20 protein-coding genes are annotated in these 17,767 nt (G+C 39.8%); 9 read left to right on the top strand and 11 right to left on the bottom strand.

Going from position 1 to position 17,767, the window contains the following annotated elements; all coding sequences use genetic code 11:
• Positions 1–506 precede the first annotated feature (506 nt).
• Positions 507–1,142, bottom strand: a complete 636-nt coding sequence (locus AC6UD1_RS06020) for a MucBP domain-containing protein (protein ID WP_500707550.1) — start codon at positions 1,140–1,142, stop codon at positions 507–509.
• A gap of 290 nt (positions 1,143–1,432) precedes the next feature.
• Between AC6UD1_RS06020 and AC6UD1_RS06015 the strand changes: the two genes are divergently transcribed.
• Complete coding sequence (locus AC6UD1_RS06015; RefSeq protein ID WP_500699738.1) at positions 1,433–1,804, top strand: carboxymuconolactone decarboxylase family protein; 372 nt, start codon at positions 1,433–1,435, stop codon at positions 1,802–1,804.
• A gap of 103 nt (positions 1,805–1,907) precedes the next feature.
• Positions 1,908–2,270 (top strand): MerR family transcriptional regulator, encoded by a 363-nt coding sequence (locus tag AC6UD1_RS06010; protein WP_500707549.1) that lies wholly within the window; start codon positions 1,908–1,910, stop codon positions 2,268–2,270.
• An 84-nt stretch (positions 2,271–2,354) separates the two neighbouring features.
• Here AC6UD1_RS06010 and AC6UD1_RS06005 read toward each other — a convergent pair whose 3' ends face one another.
• Positions 2,355–3,050 (bottom strand): type 1 glutamine amidotransferase domain-containing protein, encoded by a 696-nt coding sequence (locus tag AC6UD1_RS06005; RefSeq protein ID WP_500707548.1) that lies wholly within the window; start codon positions 3,048–3,050, stop codon positions 2,355–2,357.
• A 12-nt stretch (positions 3,051–3,062) separates the two neighbouring features.
• On the bottom strand, positions 3,063–3,602 hold the full coding sequence (locus AC6UD1_RS06000; RefSeq protein WP_500707547.1) for a TetR/AcrR family transcriptional regulator: 540 nt from the start codon (positions 3,600–3,602) through the stop codon (positions 3,063–3,065).
• Positions 3,603–3,706: 104 nt separating this feature from the next.
• Here AC6UD1_RS06000 and AC6UD1_RS05995 point away from each other — a divergent pair, with 104 nt between their 5' ends.
• The 4 genes from AC6UD1_RS05995 to AC6UD1_RS05980 all read left to right on the top strand — a co-directional run bounded on the left by AC6UD1_RS05995 (position 3,707) and on the right by AC6UD1_RS05980 (position 6,451).
• On the top strand, positions 3,707–4,519 hold the full coding sequence (locus AC6UD1_RS05995; protein WP_500707546.1) for an oxidoreductase: 813 nt from the start codon (positions 3,707–3,709) through the stop codon (positions 4,517–4,519).
• A 12-nt stretch (positions 4,520–4,531) separates the two neighbouring features.
• Positions 4,532–5,548 carry an NADP-dependent oxidoreductase gene (locus AC6UD1_RS05990; protein WP_500707545.1) on the top strand — a complete coding sequence of 339 codons (1,017 nt, stop codon included), beginning with the start codon at positions 4,532–4,534 and terminating at the stop codon, positions 5,546–5,548.
• Between the two features lie 301 nt (positions 5,549–5,849).
• On the top strand, positions 5,850–6,092 hold the full coding sequence (locus tag AC6UD1_RS05985; protein WP_500694239.1) for a hypothetical protein: 243 nt from the start codon (positions 5,850–5,852) through the stop codon (positions 6,090–6,092).
• Positions 6,089–6,451, top strand: a complete 363-nt coding sequence (locus AC6UD1_RS05980; RefSeq protein ID WP_500699733.1) for a type II toxin-antitoxin system PemK/MazF family toxin — start codon at positions 6,089–6,091, stop codon at positions 6,449–6,451. The genes AC6UD1_RS05985 and AC6UD1_RS05980 overlap by 4 nt, the downstream gene beginning before the upstream one ends.
• A 147-nt stretch (positions 6,452–6,598) precedes the next feature.
• Here AC6UD1_RS05980 and AC6UD1_RS05975 read toward each other — a convergent pair whose 3' ends face one another.
• Complete coding sequence (locus AC6UD1_RS05975) at positions 6,599–7,165, bottom strand: LbetaH domain-containing protein (RefSeq protein ID WP_500707544.1); 567 nt, start codon at positions 7,163–7,165, stop codon at positions 6,599–6,601.
• A gap of 403 nt (positions 7,166–7,568) precedes the next feature.
• Between AC6UD1_RS05975 and AC6UD1_RS05970 the strand changes: the two genes are divergently transcribed.
• The gene (locus tag AC6UD1_RS05970; protein WP_500699731.1) at positions 7,569–7,925 is read left to right on the top strand and encodes a hypothetical protein; all 357 of its coding nucleotides are present in this window, start codon (positions 7,569–7,571) and stop codon (positions 7,923–7,925) included.
• A gap of 463 nt (positions 7,926–8,388) precedes the next feature.
• Here AC6UD1_RS05970 and AC6UD1_RS05965 read toward each other — a convergent pair whose 3' ends face one another.
• Positions 8,389–9,615 (bottom strand): ammonium transporter, encoded by a 1,227-nt coding sequence (locus AC6UD1_RS05965; RefSeq protein WP_500695913.1) that lies wholly within the window; start codon positions 9,613–9,615, stop codon positions 8,389–8,391.
• Between the two features lie 182 nt (positions 9,616–9,797).
• Between AC6UD1_RS05965 and AC6UD1_RS05960 the strand changes: the two genes are divergently transcribed.
• Both AC6UD1_RS05960 and AC6UD1_RS05955 read left to right on the top strand, forming a co-directional pair.
• Positions 9,798–10,544 (top strand): SDR family oxidoreductase, encoded by a 747-nt coding sequence (locus AC6UD1_RS05960; protein ID WP_500707543.1) that lies wholly within the window; start codon positions 9,798–9,800, stop codon positions 10,542–10,544.
• A 150-nt stretch (positions 10,545–10,694) separates the two neighbouring features.
• A complete protein-coding gene (locus AC6UD1_RS05955; RefSeq protein WP_500707542.1) occupies positions 10,695–11,432 on the top strand; it encodes an SDR family oxidoreductase in 738 nt (245 codons plus the stop codon).
• Positions 11,433–11,534: 102 nt separating this feature from the next.
• Here the strand turns inward: AC6UD1_RS05955 and AC6UD1_RS05950 are convergent, their stop codons facing one another.
• The 6 genes from AC6UD1_RS05950 to AC6UD1_RS05925 form a co-directional block, all read right to left on the bottom strand.
• The gene (locus AC6UD1_RS05950) at positions 11,535–12,578 is read right to left on the bottom strand and encodes a zinc-dependent alcohol dehydrogenase family protein (RefSeq protein WP_500707541.1); all 1,044 of its coding nucleotides are present in this window, start codon (positions 12,576–12,578) and stop codon (positions 11,535–11,537) included.
• Positions 12,579–12,601: 23 nt separating this feature from the next.
• Complete coding sequence (locus AC6UD1_RS05945) at positions 12,602–13,204, bottom strand: NAD(P)H-binding protein (RefSeq protein ID WP_500707540.1); 603 nt, start codon at positions 13,202–13,204, stop codon at positions 12,602–12,604.
• A gap of 23 nt (positions 13,205–13,227) precedes the next feature.
• Positions 13,228–14,064 (bottom strand): aldo/keto reductase, encoded by an 837-nt coding sequence (locus AC6UD1_RS05940; RefSeq protein WP_500707539.1) that lies wholly within the window; start codon positions 14,062–14,064, stop codon positions 13,228–13,230.
• Between the two features lie 116 nt (positions 14,065–14,180).
• Positions 14,181–14,675, bottom strand: coding sequence for a GNAT family N-acetyltransferase (locus AC6UD1_RS05935; protein WP_500707538.1), 495 nt, complete (start codon positions 14,673–14,675; stop codon positions 14,181–14,183).
• Between the two features lie 165 nt (positions 14,676–14,840).
• Complete coding sequence (gene aldA, locus AC6UD1_RS05930) at positions 14,841–16,301, bottom strand: aldehyde dehydrogenase (RefSeq protein ID WP_500694229.1); 1,461 nt, start codon at positions 16,299–16,301, stop codon at positions 14,841–14,843.
• A gap of 64 nt (positions 16,302–16,365) precedes the next feature.
• Positions 16,366–17,487 carry an NAD(P)-dependent alcohol dehydrogenase gene (locus AC6UD1_RS05925; RefSeq protein WP_500701455.1) on the bottom strand — a complete coding sequence of 374 codons (1,122 nt, stop codon included), beginning with the start codon at positions 17,485–17,487 and terminating at the stop codon, positions 16,366–16,368.
• Positions 17,488–17,767 lie beyond the last annotated feature (280 nt).

Here is a 17,767-nt window from a genome sequence, read left to right as displayed (position 1 = left end):
ATTTAGTATTAATTAATAGTAAGTAAAATAAGCGCTTGTTTTTATTTACACATTCAATATATACTCGGAATTTTAATAATGCAACCGCTTACACTATTGGCATGGCAATAAATAACAACTTCACAAGCGCTTCTGGATCAGCAAATATACTAAGATCAATATTTTAAATCATTTTGATTCTCATTTTATTCTGAAATAAATTAACATAAATAATAATTTCACAATAATTGTTTTGATAAAACGAAATAAAAATGAAAATCACACGAATTGTTCGGAAATAAAATCACCCCCAAACCGCTAGTGGCCTGAGGATGACTATCAAATTAAGCTATTTAGATTAATTGCATGATCAAAGTACTGTAGTTCAGACTTATTATGAACGACAGAAATAATGGTACTGCTTTCTATATAATTTCAAATTTCACACTTAAATAAAATATAAATCATAAAAAATACAACTAATCATAAATTAGTTGTATTTTACTGATATTCAGTTCTTATTAAAATTAATGTTTAAAGTGTTCTGATTTGTGGAAACGATGCCAGATGAATCCACCAACTGCACCAACTAAAATTAACACAATAATTGCAATAATCCATGGCGTTTTACTACTTTTATTCCTTTTATCATGCTTAGTTGATTTTTTATTTGTATCTTTCTTTTCATGACCAGAATTTTTGACTTTGTTTTTGCTACCAGCATTTTTACCATTATCATCCGTTTTACTAGTAACCGGAGATGAACTAGCATTCTTTTTATTGACTTTCGATTTTCTTGAATCATTTGTATTACTAGACTTATTTGAATTATTTGAGTTATTAATTGCTTCTTTCGATCCATTTTTCATAGGACTGTTATTGCTGGACGAATTCTTAGGACTAGCGGGACTTTGAGCCTCTTTACTAGTTTTTGAGCTAGCTGCAGGAGTCTTACTATAATATAAATTAATTACATTATCACCAGAAGTAAAAGTACCATTAATCGGGTCACTACTACCAAAAAACTTATAATTACTAATTTGTGAAGGAGTAATGTGATAAGAAGATCCCGCATTTCCAGTTATAGAAGTAGACGACGAGATTGGTTGATAGCTTTCACTATCAAGATAATTAATTTGTAGCGTAACTGATTGATTATTCACATCATCGGCATGAACACTTTTATTAATTACTTGAGAACCACAAAAAAGATTCCGAGTGAGATAATAATTTTAAATATTTATGTAATAGCATTTCTTAATCTCCTATCTTTCTAATTATTCATCTTAATTATAAACTTATTTCTCTACAATTATCTATAATAATTTAAATTATGACCTTATTAGTAGTACGTAATTAAAATGATATTTTTAATATCCTAAAATCACGCTTTACATGGAGTTAACTCCATAAGATATTATCTAATTAACAAAAATAAAGGAGATAATATTTTATGGATAACAAAAGATTTGAAAATGGCAAAAAATTGTTAGATAAGATCGATGTGTCTTCAGCCGATCAAGTTATGGAGTCATTGAATGAAGTTGCTCCAGATGTTGGATCTTTGATTATCGAATTTGCTTTTAACGATATTTATGGAAGAGGAACCCTAAACTTAAAGCAACGAGAAATGATAACAATTACTTCCCTATTAACCCAAGGAGACACTAAAGAGCAATTAAAAGTTCATATTAATGGGAGTTTAAATGTTGGTCTTACAAAAGACGAAATAATCGAAACGTTTATCCAGTGCATACCATATGTTGGATTTCCTAAAGTGTTGAATGCAATTGAAGTAGCTAAAACTGTATTTAAATCACGTTAATTTATTTAGCCTTTTACTGTTAAAAATAAATTATTATATAGTATAATTAATGCTGATATAAATACAATTTTAGATCTATATCAACAAAATAGGATAATTAATTATGAATATTGGTGAATTTTCTAAAAAAGTAAACCTTTCAATGGATACAATACGGTACTATGAAAAATTGGGATTATTGAATCCGAAAAGATCTAAAAGTAATCGAAGAACGTACCAAGAAAAAGACATAAAATGGATTGAATTCATAAAAAGATTAAAACAAACCGGAATGCCATTAAAAACAATTGTTAAATATTCAATGTTACGAAAAAAGGGTAACAGTTCAATTGATGAAAGAATTTATTTACTAAATGAACATAAAAAACATCTTATTGAAAACAAAAATATCGTAAATAATTACATCAATTTTATAAACAAAAAACTAGAAATATATAAGCAAATGAAAAAAGAAAGGGAAAATTAATCATTCTTATTAAAAGGAGGCTCACAATGGCAATCATTGTGAGCCTCCTTTTAGCTAAATTAATAATTAGTATTATATATCTTTTTATTTCTTGCTTATATTTATCGCCCTCACAAGCTCCTTTGCCACCGCTTTCGGTGATTGCGGATTTTGTCCCGTGATTAAGCGTCCATCCCTCACGACATGGCTTTTAAATGGTCGTACCTTTTCAAAATGGGCCCCATGCTCTTTGGCAACCTTCTCATTTAAGAATGGCACTCTTTTATAGTTGCCACTTAAAACTTCCTCAGCAGTCGTAAAACCAGTAATCTTTTTATTAGAAATGAGATATTTCCCATCTGGCAACTTAATGTTAAGGATTCCCGCAATGCCATGACACACCGAACAGATGTATCCACCGTTATTGTAGATTTCCAAACTGATTTTTTGTAACTGCGGGTCATCGGGGAAATCCCACATTACTCCGTGGCCACCAGTATAGTAAATCGCCAAATAGTCTTCGGGGTTGATGTCGACTGGTTTCAGAGTGTTAGCCAATCCATGATTCTGATAGTCGCGATCTTGATACATCCTTAGAGTATCAGCATCAACGTACGACGACTTCATACTTCTCGGATCAATCGGGACGTACCTTCCCTTCGGACTAAGATAATCCACGTCGTATCCAACCTCTTGAACTTCCGCCACAAATTCAGCTGATTCCCCCAACCATAAGCCAGTCAGTCGATTACTATTGGGAAAATTAGTCGTGTTAGTCTCAACCACTAAAATCTTTTTCATCGCAGCATCCTCCTATTTATCTTGACTCAGATATGGCACTAAAATCGCCTTCACCCTTTTAGCCAGTTTACCCTTATTAACCTGCTCGTCTGATAAAACTAGCTCTTCGATGATGCCATCAATTCCGTAGCAAATGAAGTCTAGTTCCGTTTGACTGATGTCTTTAGTGACAAACGCCAGTTGTTCCCTGGTAAAATCGTTGAATTCTTTTCTGAACTGATACGAATCTTGACTTTTTAATAGATTACGAAAGAAGTTACGATCCTGAGTGAAGAAATTAATCCAAAGTTCAATCTTTTCTTGGACTTTGGTGTCGTCGACATTCTGACAGGTCAACCTCAACTCTTTGAAATACGAATTCATAAAGTCCAAAACCAGCGCCGACTTGTCAGAATAGTGGTCGTAAAAGGCTTTTCTCGTAATGTCGGCTTGATCGCAAATCATTTTCACCGAAATTTGATCTAAACTAGGTTTCTCCTGCAATAGTTCACGAAAGCTGTCCTGGATGGCTTTCTGGGTCTTTCGAACTCTTCTGTCAATCTTCTTTTCCATTAATAATCACCTTTTTTTGGTTAATAGTTGCAAATGTAACAGTTGTATTATAATATACTCGTGTAACTTAATCAATGAAACTTATATCATTTAGGAGGTAACTAATGAAAACGATCTTAATCACAGGAGCTAGCTCCGGAATGGGATATCAAACCGCTAAACGACTGGCAAACTCCGGTTATCAAGTTTTTGGAGCTGCCAGAAACACGGACGCAATGGAACCTTTAAAGGCTTTCGGGGTTACACCAATTAACATGGACGTTACCAACCAAAATTCGATGCAAAAAGGTGTTCATCAAGTTATTCAAACCACCGGCAAGATTGACGTCTTGATCAACGGGGCTGGTTATGGTTCTTTTGGCGCCATCGAAAACGTCAGCACTGAGGAAGCCAAACGCCAATTTGACGTCAACGTCTTCGGGTTAGTTACCCTAACCAAACTGGTTTTACCCTACATGGAAAAACAACACGCGGGCAAAATCATCAACATTTCTTCAATGGCAGGCCGGTTTAGTAGCCCACTCGCCGGCTGGTACTTCGCATCCAAACATGCACTTGAAACTTTAAGTGATTCACTTCGAATGGAAGTAAGAAGGTTTGGCATCCAGGTAGTTCTAATCGAACCAGGGGTCGTTAAAAGTAACTGGTCCAAAATCGCTATGAACAAGCTGGTTGATTCCTCTAAAGGAACCAAGTACGAAGCAGCCGCTAAAGAAATGGCCGAGAAAACTAATAAAATTTATGCTTCAAAATTAGCGTCACAACCCACTTTAATTGCCAAAACAATTCAAAAAGTCGTTTTAGCCAGAAATCTCAGACCACGATATCTCATCGGGTTCGGTGCAAAACCGACTGCTTTCTTCAATGCCGTTTTACCAACGCGACTGATGGATCGTCTGATCCCTAAATTTATGTAAGAGGTGTCTAATATGACTAACATCCCCAAACAAATGACCGCACTACAACTGCTGAAATACCGAACGCCCTTTGTAAAAGACACCATTCCCGTTCCTCAAATCAATGACAACGAGGTCTTAGTGTCAATCGCAGCATCGTCACTCAACCCAATCGACTACACGATTCAATCCGGTAAGGTAAAAATCATCATGCCGTACAAGTTGCCAATTACCGTCGGAAACGACTTCTCTGGCACGATTGTCAAAATCGGTAAAAAGGTAACTAAATTCAAATTGGGTGACCAGGTGTACGGGCGTCCTGATGATTATCAAAGTGGCACTTTAACCGAATTTATCGCGATTGACGAGAACGACATCGCTAAAACGCCTAGTAACTTGAGTCTAGTTGACGCCAGTGCCGTTCCCCTAACCGGATTAACAAGCTACCAGGCTTTAATTGAAATTGGCAAACTGAAAAAGGGCCAAAAAGTCTTCATTCAAGCCGGATCTGGTGGCGTTGGTACCATGGCAATTCAGATTGCCAAAGCGCGAGGTGCCTTCGTTGCGACAACCACGAGTCAAAAGAACGTGGCGTTAATGCGCTCTTTAGGTGCCGAACAAGTGATTGATTATCATACGACGGATTTTTCCGAGGTGTTAAGTGATTACGACATTGCCTTTGACAGTCGTGGCGGTAAGACCCTCAAAGATACCTTTAAAATCTTAAAACCTGGTGGCAAGCTAATCACAATCAATGGAATTCCAACCTTTAAATTTGGAATGAAACATCATCTCGGCTGGTTTAAATCGATTTTGTTTGAGATTGCTAGTGGTCCCTTGCGACTTTTAGCCAAAAAACATCACGTTGAATACACCTTTTTCATCATGCATCCCAGTGGACCTCAACTGGATATTTTAACCCAGATGATTGAAGACCAGCAGTTAAGGCCGATTATTGACAAGGTCTTCCCGTTTAGTGACGTGCTAACGGGATATAAACTACTGGAATCACACCACGCTACTGGCAAGATAGTGATTGAGATGAGGTAAAACTATTTAACAAAAACCGTAAAAATAAAATGAAGTGCCAGATAAAGTTAAAATTCTATGTCTGGCACTTCATTTAATTTATTTAAATACATCAACAATTTCAGGAACAAACCATCCTATAAATCCTCCAAAAACGAACAACAGTCACCAATAATGAGAAATAAAATACCAAAAATTCAAAACCAATTAAGAGGTTCTAAATATATTAAAAAGTTTAATTAACAATAAAAAAAGAAAAACTATGTACTCTTATGTTCTTCAGTGTTACATGTGATACAATGTAATTAAGGAGATGATGTTGATGGAAAAAGTTAAAATCAGAAAACGCGGAAACTCAATTGGTATTAACTTCAATAGTGAGACTCAAAAAGAATATGGATTAGCTTTGGGACAAGAATACTTTCTAACTAAAGATCAACAGGGAGCACTTATGTTGGTCCCAAAAATAAAACAAATTTATGGCGACAAAAAATATGCCAACGGAAAACTTTACCAGTCTCCCATTAATAATAAAAGTCAACTAGAGGGACGTGAAATGATTTGAATAATCAATCGTATTGTCCAAATCAAGGAGACGTTGTTTGGATTGATTTTGATCCCAGTAGAGGAAACGAAATTAAAAAAAGACGTCCTGGCCTAGTAATCAGTACCAAAGCCTTTAATGACGCAACTCGTTTTGTTGTTGTTTGTCCAATTACGAGTACAATTCGGAACTATGCTGGTAATTTTAATTTAAATGGATACAAAACACATGGTCAGGTTATAACTAGTCAACTAGCAAGTTATGATTGGTCTAGTAACAGTGATAGAAATATTAAATTCATTGAAAAATTAACTCAATACGACTTACTAATCATAGAACAACTAGTAGGTCAGATCTTTAATTTCCCTAGCCAGGGATAAAACAAATAGTAATAAAAAACTGATACGCCACAAAAAGCCTCTAACTATCGCATTAGTTAGGGGCTTTGGCATTTATATTGTTAATACTCACAGTTTTATTATCTCAAATCATTCCATGTTTCAAAAACGCTAAAACCAATTTTACTCTTAGTCATGCCGCTTAATTGGTTTGGCCGGATCGCCTACGTAAGTTGAATTGGCAGGAACATTCTTATTGACAACCGAGCCAGCACCGATAATGGCATTCTCACCAATGGTAACACCTGGAAGAACAATGACACCAGTTCCAAGCCAAGCATTTTTGTGAATGTGAATGGCACCAGTAGTAATCAAATTCCGGTGGTCTGGTCGCGTATCGTGGTTAAGCGTAATCAGTGAAACTCGTGGTCCAATCAAAACGTTTTCGTCGAGATAAATTCCACCAGCATCGTCAAACAGACAATCAATGTTGATTAAGACTCCTGATTTTAAGAAAATGTTGCGACCAAAATCAGTCTGAAGTGGTGGAAAGACAATCACGTTTTCCGGTACTTCTCTGCCAGTAATCTTAGCCAAGATTTCCTGTTGCTTAACTGGATCTGGTTCACTGTTAAACTGTTTCAATAATTCAGCATTTTTAAAATGAATATCAAAGATTGGTTTAAACGACGGGTCACGAAAGTCAAACGTTCCACCGTTTAAGGCGGCCTTTAAAAGATCATCTTCTTTTGACATAGATATCTACCTCGATTTTTGTTTTTTAGAGTTATAAAGGCTCCTGTGACAATTGTATCATCATTATAATGAGAAACAGAAAATCACATAAATGCCTACCTATAATATCTAATAGCACTTTTTCTAATTTCGATACCATGCAGTTTTAGGCCAATTGTGATGTCGTTTCTTTTGACTCTCCATGATGAGCAATCTTTGACCCCATATCCATGCTCATTAAGTCCTTGCTAAAAATATTAATTGGATTTGAATTAATATTACTAAAAGCAACCAAAAACACCGAGAAAATTGAAATTACAACAAATAAAATCAGCTCATCCGTTTTCATAGGTGTTATGTTACATAAATAATATTTCGTGATAAAATATTATCACTAAAAATAATAAATTGAGGGGACTACAAAATGAAAGCTAAAACAATTCTTATATCAACATCACTCATTATCATTTTATCGATTGGTTTTCTTGCTTTTGACCTTTTATTTGCTGACCATGCAGCAGTAAGCATTCAAATGAGAGCAATAACTTTATCAAATACTAAAATTAAAAAGTTTAGCAAGAATTTAGCCACTTATAACTACATAAAACGCCATAAATATGAGACATTAAAAAATTTATCAGATGATCAAGGGTCAGGAAACTTAGATTATTACGTAGGATCGTTAGGGCAAAAAAACATTGGTGTTTACGGAAGACTCAATTATTCAGGTATTAGGATTTTATTCCCACAATTTCAAGTGAAGTATATAGAGCTAGAATAATCAAACTGAATAGACAATATTAACAATGTTGGTTTTAAAATGAAAAAAATAAAATCAAAAACGTGGTAATTCAATTGGCATTAGCTTCGATAGTAAGACAAAAAAGAGCCCACCAGCTTTAGCTGATAAGCTCAATCATCAGTTCACCACAAACTGGTGACTTGTGTATCTCTTACTGTTTTAATTATATCTAATATTATTATTTAGTCAATGATACACTAATTAAGGCGAGTATTTACACCACAATACTAACTATACTCGTCGGTGATTTGATGTATCTCTTACTATCAGTCATTATTCCAGTAATAATTAATTTATTAACTCATTTGATTGAAAAATTAATTGACTTTTTACTTAACTATTTTTCTGGAACTAAAGACTAGAGAAAAGCTCCTTTCACTTTAGGAAGGAGCTTTTTTACTTAATAGGCAAGCTACATAAAATTATTTTCTTTCATGTTATCCTAGCGATTAATCGCATCACAATCAATTCGTTCCTTATGCTCGCTCAGGTCTAGTCCCTTAGCCTCTTCTTCTGGAGTAACTCGCATCTTCGTAACGTGCTTTAGCACTAACACAATCAAGAAAACCATGACGGTCACAAACACGATACTGAAACCAGTTGCCAGCAGCTGAATCCAAAACTGATGAAGTGAACCACCAGCAAAGATGCCACTAAACTTCACCTGCGGATTAATTGCCTTACTAGCGAACAGTCCGGTCAAAAGACTACCAACAATTCCAGATACCCCATGACAACCGAACGCATCTAACGTATCGTCGACGTGCAAGCGGGGCTTTAAGTATTTAATGAAGGTGTAACTACATAACGTGGCAATGATGCCAATCGCAATCGCACTTCCAATTCCAACAAACCCACAGGCCGGAGTGATGGCAACCAGGCCACACAAAGTTCCGGTACATGCGCCCATCAGGGATGGTGCGCCTAGGATGAAGACGTCCAAAATAATCCACGTTAACATCGAGGTTGCCGTAGCAATCGTGGTCGTCAGCATCGCCTGAAACGCAATGTGATTAATGGCGAGTGCCGACCCACAGTTAAAACCGTACCAACCAAGCCACAAGATGACCGTTCCCAAAAAGACCCAGGTCAGGTTATAAGCCTTGTCGTTTTTGCCGCGCTTGTGTCGTCCAAGCATGATGGCCAGAACCAGGGCGGTAATCCCAGCGTTAATGTGAATGACCGTTCCACCAGCAAAGTCCAAGACTCCCATCTGTTGTAAAAATCCCCCACCCCATACGATGTGAACGAGTGGATAGTAAATCAAGATACACCAGGCAATCGTGAACAGGATTAGGAACTTAAACTTCATCCGGCCAACGATTCCACCAATCCAAAGGGCTGGCGTAATGATGGCAAACATCATCTGAAACAGCATGTATGAACCGTTGGAGATGGGACCGGCAGTTGCTGGGGCGGTAAAGTTGAAATTATGTAACATGAAATCATGCATCCCACCGATAACGTTGAAGTAGTTCCCCGAAAACGAGAGCGAGTAGCCAATGATGACCCACAAAAGAACGGGGATGCTGCACATGATGAAAACCGACATCAGGGTGTTCACCACGTTTTTTCTTGAAACCATCCCGGCGTAGAAAAACGCCAGTCCTGGTGTCATGAAGAACACCAAAATCGTACAAATAAATACAAAAACCTCGTTTGCTGCCATGTAAGTCACGCCCGTTCATCAATTTAGTATACCAATAGTCTAGGCTTTAATTCTCATTTGAACAGGTTTAATGTCTCAAAACGTTACATGAAAGACGGAAAAGTTTCATCAAGTCGCCTTTCTTGACGTTTACGCCATATGAGGGTTTACCCTTTACCTGTATTAAGAAGGGAGTTGTTATGATGTCTGTTAAAGATAAAGTAGTTGTCATCACCGGTGGCTCTTCTGGAATGGGAGAAGCAACCGCTAAGTTGGCCCTCAAAAGAGGTGCCAAAGTGGTCGTTGGATCACGAAATGAAGAAAAATTAGAACGAATGGCCGATGAAGTTGACCATCCCGAAAACTTTGCCTACCAACAAACTGACGTTACGAAAAAAGACGAGGTGCAATCCTTAGTCGATTTAGCCATCAAAAAGTTTGGCAAGCTCGACGTAATTTATAACAACGCTGGCATCATGCCGCAGGGAATGGTTGACGATCCAGCTAAATTGAGCGAATGGCAGGATATTTTAAATACCAATATTATGGGAGTATTGAACGGCATTGTGTCCGCGGTTCCTCAAATGAAGAAGCAAGGTCATGGTTTAATCATGGCCACCGACTCGGTCGCTGGTCACGTGGTTTACCCTGGGTCAGCCGTCTACAATGGTTCCAAGTACGCCGTCAAAGCCATCATGGAAGGGTTGCGTCAGGAACAACACCAAAACGGCATCAAGACCGGGATTGTGTCACCCGGCGCTGTTGATACCAACCTGATGTCAACCGTTCACGACGATAAAATCCAAAAGAGTATTGAACAAAATAACAACACCAAGTATGGCTGGTTAGAACCTGACGACATCGCAGAAATTGCCGTCTTCATGATGAGTCAACCAGAAAATGTTGACATTAACGAAGTCCTGGTTCGCCCAACCGACCAAAACATCTAATAAAACTTTGATTTGACTCCTACTCAATGAGTAGGAGTTTTTTGTCACAGAATCTTAATCAATTTTGAAACCCATTTACTTGAATCAGGACTAAATTTAGCGTTAAATGATCTCGTATTGGAAGTCATAAGTTGGAAGAGGGGTTTTATTATGACAATCGAAAATAAAGTTGTAGTTATCACCGGTGGTAGTTCTGGGATGGGAGCTGCCACCGCCAAGTTAGCTTTGTCTAGGGGAGCCAAAGTGGTCGTCGGTGCTAGAAACGAGGAACAACTTGAAGAGCTTTCCACCGAAGTTGATAATCCAAAAAACTTTTCTTACAAAATTACGGATGTTACTAAGAAAGAAGACGTTCAGGAACTGACCGGCATGGCAATCGACAAGTACGGCCAGCTAGACGTCATGTATAACAACGCTGGCATTATGCCACAGGGACCTGTCGATGACCCGGATCGTTTAGCCGATTGGAAAAAAGCCATTGACACCAACATCATGGGCGTTTTAAACGGGATTGTGGCTGCGGTCCCACAAATGAAACAACAGGGTCAAGGTTTAATCATGGCCACCGATTCCGTCGCTGGTCACGTAGTTTACTCTAATTCCGCCGTTTATAACGGTTCCAAGTACGCCGTCAAAGCCATCATGGAAGGTCTCCGTCAGGAACAACACCAAAATGGAATTCGGACTGGGATTGTCTCACCCGGCTTTGTCGACACGAACCTGATGAACACCATCAACGATGACAAGATTAAAAAACAGATTGAAGCTGACAAGCATGGCTGGTTGAGTCCCGAAAACATCGCGGAAATCGCGGTCTTCATGATGAGTCAACCAGAAAACGTTGATATTAACGAAGTCTTGGTTCGTCCAACCGACCAGGATGTGTAAGTGAATATACCAAATAAGCCCTTACTCAAATCGAGTAAGGGCTCATTTTTTTGGAAAACTAGTCATTCTAATTTCATTAAACTATTGTTCAGTCAAACATAATTAATCCTTATCAACAATCAACAACGATTTAATGGCTTCCCGCTTATCCATGGCAGCGTAAGCATCCTTGACATGGTCTAAATCAAATTCCTTGGTAAAAACTTTTCCGGGATTAATCTTGCCGTCAAGAACCGCTTTCAGCAATACATCACGGTCGTAGGTAGTAACGGGCGCAATGCCACCACGCAAACCGGTATTGTTATAGAACAAGTTGTTGGTGTTCATTTCGGCTTTTTGCGGAATGCCCACTCGACCAACGACAGCACCTGGTCTAGCAACCTTAGTTGCCGTATCCACCGACTGCTCGGTTCCAACACATTCAAGGATGGCATCAGCGCCAGCACCGTCGGTTAGCTCCATCACATGCTTAACCGCTTCATCCCCACGTTCTGGGACAATGTCAGTGGCGCCAAACTCCTTGGCTAACTTTTGGCGGTCCTCGTGACGACTCATGGCAATGATTCGTTTTGCGCCACGCAACTTGGCCGCAATTACACCACAAAGGCCAACGGCACCGTCACCCATGACGACAACGGTGTCACCGTCCTTCACTTCGGCGCTAGCGGCGGCATGATAACCCGTTGCCATGACGTCAGAAAGGGTAACCAGTGACTTCAACATTTCGTCTGAATAGTCCGATGGTTGACCGGGAATCTTGACAAGCCCCCAGTTCGCGTTGATGTATCTGAAGTACTGGGCTTGATAACCAATGTTGGCACCCTTTTCCTGATTCATACAGTTACCGTCAAAACCCGCCAAACAAGCGGCACAGTGACCACAACCATGGGTAAATGGGGCAATCACAAAATCTCCGGGTTGAACGTCCTTGACGTCTGATCCAACTGAATCCACAATTCCAATGGCTTCGTGGCCCACAAAGGTATCGCGTTTTCGTTCGTCAATGCCACGATACCACCAGAGGTCGGATCCACAAACACTGGCCCTGACTACCTTGATAATGGCATCGGTTGGTTTTTCAATCTTGGGTTTGGGCGTGTCAACGAGTTCAACATCGCCCGGTTTGATAAATTCCGTTGCTTTCATTTCAATTCCTCACATTCATTTAACTAAGCTTTTCGATTAATTCCTAAACTTTCTCTTACATCCAGCTGGTCATCTTGTAGCAGGCGCGTCGCTAGGTCAGCAATACTGGCAACGGCTACCCGATTACCGCTAACATCTTGACCTTTATACGTAATTTCGTATTCACTACTGCCGTTATCAAACCATCCCGGTCGAATTAACGTGTAATCTAAATCAGAACCTTCAATCACATCGGCCGCCTCACGATACGGTGCCAGTCGCGGATTGTTCTTCAGGTTTCCGCTTGCCGAAATTTCTTCAGGGACCTCATTATAGATGCCCATTGACGTAATGAAGACCAGGCGTTTGACGTTTTCATCATCCATGGCGGCCACAATGTTCCTGGCCATTTCTGGTAAATTGCCACTAAGCGCCACAAACACTTCGTCCTGACCATGCACTATTTTTTCAAGGTCAGATAAGTCATTTACGTTGCCGCTCTCGGCCCGCTCTCGACTGTCATCACTAAACCTTTGACCTGCACTTCTTGAAAAGAGTGTCAAAAAATCATCGGTCTTTTCCAACAGGTTCTTTCTGACCTCTTGACCGACGTTTCCGGTCGCTCCAATAATTAAAATTTTCTTCATGAATTATGCCTTTCGCATTCTCATTATTTAACGAAGTTTTGAATGGTCTTTGGGTCACGGTGGTCAAAGAACTGGCTTTCACCCTTGTCCAACTTAGCGATTTGACTCATATCATCGTCACTTAATTCAAAGTCGAAGATATCGATATTTTCTTCCATCCGATTCTTATGAGTTGATTTAGCCAGGGTCACGATCCCACGTTGAAATTCCCAACGTAAGATGACCTGACCGACACTCTTATCGTACTTGTCACCGATTGCTTTCAGGGTTTCATTGTTAAAGATAGCGTGTTTGCCTTCCGCAAATGGAGCCCAAGCTTCTGGACGAACATCAAATGATTCCAGATAGTCGACGGCGGTCTTTTGTTGTTCCCAAGGATTAATCTCAATCTGATTAACGGCGGGTTTAACGTCGTTAAATAGTGCCAAATTGGTAATCTGATCATCGTAGAAGTTGGAAACCCCAATGGACTTAATTTTGCCCGCTTTTTGAAGTTCTTCAAGGGCCCGCCATGAACCGAAGGTGTCGCCGTAAGGCTGGTGAATCAGATATAAATCAAGGTAATCCAGTCCCAATTTTTTGAGGCTGGTTTCAAACATGTTCATGGTTTTGTCGTAACCACTGTCAGTGAACCAGACCTTAGAGGTGACAAATAAATCCTCGCGTTTTACGCCAGACTTCTTGAGACCACGACCCACAGCCTCTTCATTTTGGTAGTATTGAGCCGTATCGATTAAACGATAACCCGATGCGATGGCGTCGATGACCGATTGTTCGGCCTCTTCTGGGTTGGTGATTTGAAAGGTCCCAAAACCAGTTGCGGGCATTTGGTTACCGTCATTTAATGTAAAGTATTCCATGATAACTCTCCTTATTAGTTATTTATTAACTACCCCATAATTTACACCTTTACTTGGACTTGAATGCAAGTAAAGCGTTTTGTAGAAAAGAAAAAAACAACCAAAGATTGGTTGTCTTAAACCGAGTCATCTTCAAATTTTGCCATCCAGTACACGTCATGGTAACTTCCGTTAACGTAAAACTGGTCTTTGAGCGTTCCTTCAATCTTAAACCCAAACTTTTCGTAAATGTGAACGGCGGGTTTGTTTTGCACGTCAACGTATAAGAAAATCTTGTGGAGGTTTAACGTCTCAAATCCATAGTTCACACAAGCGTCAAACGCCGCCTGGGCAATGCCATTACCAACGAATTCGTCGCCAAGCGCAATCTCAATCTCAGCGTTTCGATCGCGTGGATTAATATCAATCAATGCCACGATTCCAGCGAACTTGCCCTTGACGTCAATCGCAAAATTGCGAACGGCCGGATCATTGTTCTCACGTTCGTATCTTTCGTTAAGGGACGACATAGAAAGATACGATTCGGTGAACCAGTAGTCCATGGCGCGTTTATCATTAAACAGTTCATGGAGTTTGGGTAAATCAGTTTTCTCTAAAGCACGTAATTTCATTAATTATTCCTCGGTTGTCTTTTAATTAGTGCCTAAATCTTATCAATCTTTATTCACTTTGACAATTTATGAAGAAGAAACAGAACTAAAACAAATGAACCCATAAAGTCGACTTTTGATCCGACTCTATGAGTTCATCCCGTTTCTAATTATTAATATTGATTATCATTTTGCTTTATCAGGGTGTCCCTGCAAGTAGATGGTGTGAGTGTTTAAGAATTCATCAATTCCATGTTTACCATCGTCACCACCAATTCCAGATTCTTTCCAACCAGAATGTGAACCATTAATGGCTTCAAAGTTGTAACGGTTAATGTAGGTTTCACCGTCTTCGAGTTCGTTTGCGGCTCGATGAGCGTTATCCAGATTCTCGGTAAAGATTGATGAAGTAAGCCCAAAGTCACTATCGTTAGCCATCTTGATGGCATCACTTAGGGTCTTGAAGGTCACAATTGGGAGAACCGGTCCAAAGATTTCATCCTGAATAATCTCAGAATCCTGTTTGACGTTCGTGATGACCGTTGGTTCATAGTAAAAGCCACCTTCGATGTTCAACTTGTGACCACCAGCGGTAACCTTGCCGCCAGCTTCAACGGCTCGGTCAACCATCTTTGAAACTTTATCCAAAGCTCCTTGGTTAATCAGTGGACCCATCCCAACGTTTTCGTCCTTCATCGGATCGCCAACCGTGATTTCTGACATTTTCTTCGATAATTTCTTGATGAATTCGTCGGCCACGTCTTCTTGGACGTATACTCGTTCACAGTTATTACAGATCTGACCGTTATTATCAACTCGGGAATCAATGATGGATTGAACCGCCAAGTCAATATCAGCATCCTTACATACAATGGCGGGAGCTTTTCCACCAAGTTCAAGTGACACTTTGGCCAAATGGGTAGCGGCACTCGTCATGACTCGTTTCCCTGATTCAACCGAACCAGTCAGACTAATGATGCCGACCTTTTTATTCTTTGACAATTCGTCGCCAACGACCGAACCAGGTCCCGTGACAATGTTGACAACGCCCTTAGGAATGCCAACTTTTTCAACGATCTTAGCGAATTCGAGCGCTAAGTTAGGAGTGTCAGAACTTGGTTTCATCACAATGGTGTTCCCGGTGACTAGTGCTGGACCCATCTTTCTGGCAATTAAGAAGAACGGGAAGTTCCATGGTAAGATGCCGGCCGCAACGCCAATTGGTTGTTTTTCAATCATGATACTTTCGTCTTCGTTATCAGATTGAAGGATTTCTCCCTCATAGGTTCGACTGGCACTTCCCATGTAGTCAAAGTAATCGGCTGAGAACAGGATCTCAGTGGTGGCAAGTGACTTAATCTTGCCCTGTTCTTCTTGAAGCATGTAAATCAAATGGTCTTTTTGTTTACGAACTTCGTTTGCGACCGCGTGCAAATACTGGCCACGGGTGGCAGCCGGAACCTTCTTCCATGATTCTTCGGCTTTAGCTGCGGCATCGATGGCCGCTTTCGTCTCTTCCTTACTAGCACTAGGAACGGTTGAGATTGCCTGTCCCGTCGCTGGATTGAGCACCGTTAATACTTTTCCTGAATCTGAATCTTTAAATTCTCCATTAATGTACATTTGGTAATGTTTTAATTCAGCCATAATATGATGCTTCCTTTCAATAACGTTTAATTTCAACAATCATGTTAAAGTGATTTAATCAACCTTATTTGCCAGGTTGGTAGTCCTTATCAATTACTAATACCGGTTTAATCGTCTTTCCGCTGATGGAATCAGCATTGGCTTCGTTGATTTCATCAAATGGGTAGAACTTCTCGGTCTTATCAAAGTCGAACATGCCTAATTGGTAAAAACGAATTAAACGTGGAACGTCGACTTGCGGGATCGAATCACCCATGTTAACACCGACAACCTTGCGATCACTGGTACAAAGGTCGTTCCAAGTATCCAAGTTAATGTGCTGGTCGGTTACGGCAATCGTAGCCGTTGTTCCACCTTGAGCCAAGGCTTGAATCGAACTTTCCATGACCTGTTTAACGCCAGTCGTATCAACGGCATAGTCGACTCCGTGCCCATTAGTTAATTTCTTGATGGCTTCAACGGGATCCTCGTCCTTACTGTTGATAGCATCAGTGGCGCCAAGTTCCTTGGCCAACTTCAAACGTGAGGGAACGATGTCAACGGCAATCACACTGGTACATCCAGCAATCCGACCAGCCATCATGGCAGCTAACCCAACGGCTCCAGTCCCAAAGACCGCAATCGTTGAGCCTGGTTCAGGCTTTAAGGTGTTAAAAACCGTGCCACTGCCCGTGACATAGCCACAACCTAAGGGACCAAGCTTTCTTAAATCAAGGTCCTTTGAGACCTTAACGGCGTTTCGTTCACGAACCACCGTGGTCGTGGTAAACGATGATTGGTCAAACATGTCGGCAACATCGTGCCCATTTTCGGTAAAGTGCGCACTGCCGTCGGGACGAACCCCCGATAGGTTATTGGCCGCGTAGTTTAAACATTGAGTGGGAATTCCCCTTAAACAGTTAATGCAGTTTCCACAACCATAAAATGACAGAACGACGTGATCGCCGGGCTTAAAGTCTTTTACTTCCGAACCAACCTTTTCGACAATCCCAGAACCTTCATGACCAAGAATAATCGGATAACCAATCTCAGCCGTGCCCTTTCTTAAAGCTTCATCTGAGTGACAAATTCCGGTCGCAACCATGTGAACTTGTAAATCATCTGGTTGCATTTTGGCTAATTCGACATCATCTTTAATTTCGAACTTGCCATTTTTCTTATTAACGACCGCTGCTTCAATCTTCATAAGTAAACCCTCCCATAATGTAAAATTGTTAATTATTGAGCAATTATGATCAAAGAAAAAGCTGATTTCATTAATCAACAATTGATTTTTTAAACTCTTTTCTTTTAAACAGGATTGGAATTTTCGAAATGATTGGTTTGATCTGTAACCGCTTACAGATTGTTATACTCGTCTTCTAAAAAAATTCAAGTTATAACACATCAAAATCATAATTATCTAAGAAATTATCCTTTCAAACCCTTGTGTTTCTAGTAGAGTCAAAAGCCAAAAAAATTCCCCA

It is taken from the genome of Fructilactobacillus sp. X8R1C1 (genome assembly GCF_059900945.1).
The sequence above is the reverse complement of the archived record's forward strand: the minus strand, read 5'-3'. Positions and strand labels throughout refer to the sequence as shown.

Bases quoted from the DNA above. Each gene is read 5' to 3' on its own strand.
- AC6UD1_RS05950 (WP_500707541.1), bottom strand. From the start codon at position 12,578: ATGAAAGCAACGGAATTTATCAAACCGGGCGATGTTGAACTCGTTGAC.
- AC6UD1_RS05995 (WP_500707546.1), top strand. From the start codon at position 3,707: ATGAAAACGATCTTAATCACAGGAGCTAGCTCCGGAATGGGATATCAA.
- AC6UD1_RS05965 (WP_500695913.1), bottom strand. From the start codon at position 9,615: ATGGCAGCAAACGAGGTTTTTGTATTTATTTGTACGATTTTGGTGTTC.
- AC6UD1_RS06005 (WP_500707548.1), bottom strand. From the start codon at position 3,050: ATGAAAAAGATTTTAGTGGTTGAGACTAACACGACTAATTTTCCCAAT.
- AC6UD1_RS05945 (WP_500707540.1), bottom strand. From the start codon at position 13,204: ATGAAGAAAATTTTAATTATTGGAGCGACCGGAAACGTCGGTCAAGAG.
- AC6UD1_RS05975 (WP_500707544.1), bottom strand. From the start codon at position 7,165: ATGTCAAAAGAAGATGATCTTTTAAAGGCCGCCTTAAACGGTGGAACG.
- AC6UD1_RS05970 (WP_500699731.1), top strand. From the start codon at position 7,569: ATGAAAGCTAAAACAATTCTTATATCAACATCACTCATTATCATTTTA.
- AC6UD1_RS06000 (WP_500707547.1), bottom strand. From the start codon at position 3,602: ATGGAAAAGAAGATTGACAGAAGAGTTCGAAAGACCCAGAAAGCCATC.
- AC6UD1_RS06015 (WP_500699738.1), top strand. From the start codon at position 1,433: ATGGATAACAAAAGATTTGAAAATGGCAAAAAATTGTTAGATAAGATC.
- AC6UD1_RS05990 (WP_500707545.1), top strand. From the start codon at position 4,532: ATGACTAACATCCCCAAACAAATGACCGCACTACAACTGCTGAAATAC.
- AC6UD1_RS05955 (WP_500707542.1), top strand. From the start codon at position 10,695: ATGACAATCGAAAATAAAGTTGTAGTTATCACCGGTGGTAGTTCTGGG.
- AC6UD1_RS06010 (WP_500707549.1), top strand. From the start codon at position 1,908: ATGAATATTGGTGAATTTTCTAAAAAAGTAAACCTTTCAATGGATACA.
- AC6UD1_RS05925 (WP_500701455.1), bottom strand. From the start codon at position 17,487: ATGAAGATTGAAGCAGCGGTCGTTAATAAGAAAAATGGCAAGTTCGAA.
- aldA (WP_500694229.1), bottom strand. From the start codon at position 16,301: ATGGCTGAATTAAAACATTACCAAATGTACATTAATGGAGAATTTAAA.
- AC6UD1_RS05935 (WP_500707538.1), bottom strand. From the start codon at position 14,675: ATGAAATTACGTGCTTTAGAGAAAACTGATTTACCCAAACTCCATGAA.
- AC6UD1_RS05985 (WP_500694239.1), top strand. From the start codon at position 5,850: ATGGAAAAAGTTAAAATCAGAAAACGCGGAAACTCAATTGGTATTAAC.
- AC6UD1_RS05960 (WP_500707543.1), top strand. From the start codon at position 9,798: ATGTCTGTTAAAGATAAAGTAGTTGTCATCACCGGTGGCTCTTCTGGA.
- AC6UD1_RS05940 (WP_500707539.1), bottom strand. From the start codon at position 14,064: ATGGAATACTTTACATTAAATGACGGTAACCAAATGCCCGCAACTGGT.